The sequence below is a fragment of the Streptomyces sp. LS1784 genome (assembly GCF_020103755.1).
Classification (GTDB): domain Bacteria; phylum Actinomycetota; class Actinomycetes; order Streptomycetales; family Streptomycetaceae; genus Kitasatospora.
The window spans coordinates 1-1,052 of sequence record NZ_JAHSQD010001126.1 but is presented as its reverse complement, the minus strand read 5'-3'; the positions used below and the strand labels follow the sequence as shown (position 1 = coordinate 1,052).

The following is a 1,052-nucleotide window of genomic DNA, read 5'->3' as shown; positions in this document are numbered from 1 at the left end:
GACGGCGGCGGCACCCTCCAGCTCCCGCAGCCCCCCGGCACGCTGCCCGGCCCGCCCTCGGCCGGCCCGTTCGCGGCCAACGGGCCCGCACTGCCCGCCACCGTGTTCGCCGCCTACCGTCAGGCCGAGGCCTCGCTGGCGCAGCGCTCGCCGGGTTGCCACCTGCCCTGGCAGCTGCTCGCCGCGATCGGCCAGGTCGAGTCCGGTCAGGCCAACGGCGGCCAGGTGGACGCCGCGGGCACGACCCTGACCCCGATCCTCGGCCCGGCCCTGGACGGCAACGGCTTCGCCGCGATACCCGACACCGACGGCGGCCGCTTCGACGGCGACGCCCGTTGGGACCGCGCTGTCGGGCCGATGCAGTTCATCCCGTCCACCTGGGCCTCCTGGGGCGTGGACGCCAACGGCGACGGCAAGGCCGACCCGAACAACGTCTTCGACGCCGCCGAGGCCGCCGGCCGCTACCTGTGCGCGGGCGGCCGCGACCTCGCCGACCCGGCGCAGCTCGACCGGGCGGTGCTCAGCTACAACAACTCGGGTGAGTACCTGCGGACGGTGCGCAACTGGATGGCGCACTTCGGCAGCGGCACGGTGACGACCGTCCCGAACCGGCCCGGGTCCCCGGTCCCGCCCGCCTCGCTGCCCACGCCGTACCTCCCGGCCCTCCCGACCGACGGTGCGGGCACGGGGGCCGGCAGCACGCCCACCACGGAGCCGCAGCCCACCACTCCGGCCACTCCGGCTCCGGAGCAGTCGCCGAGCGCCCAGCCGACGACGACCCCGAGCGCCACCACCACGCCCACGCCCGGCGGTTCGACCTCGCCCGCCGCGACGCCGACGACCACCCCGAGCGGCGGCACCTCCCCGACGGCGACCCCGACCGGCACGCCCACGGGCACCCCGACGGGCACGCCCACCACCTGCCCGGACCCGACGGCCACGCCCACCGGCACGCCCACCCCGACGGGCAGCCCGTCCCCGACCGCCACGCCCACCGGCACCCCGACGGCAACGCCCCTCCCGGGCTGCCCCACTCCCGCCCCGACCGCGAC

1 protein-coding gene is annotated in these 1,052 nt (G+C 78.0%); it reads left to right on the top strand.

Annotation, left to right across the window (positions count from 1 at the left end; translation table 11 throughout):
- On the top strand, window positions 1-1,052 hold a 1,052-nt coding region (locus tag KS423_RS46095; RefSeq protein WP_374120196.1), incomplete at both ends, for a lytic transglycosylase domain-containing protein.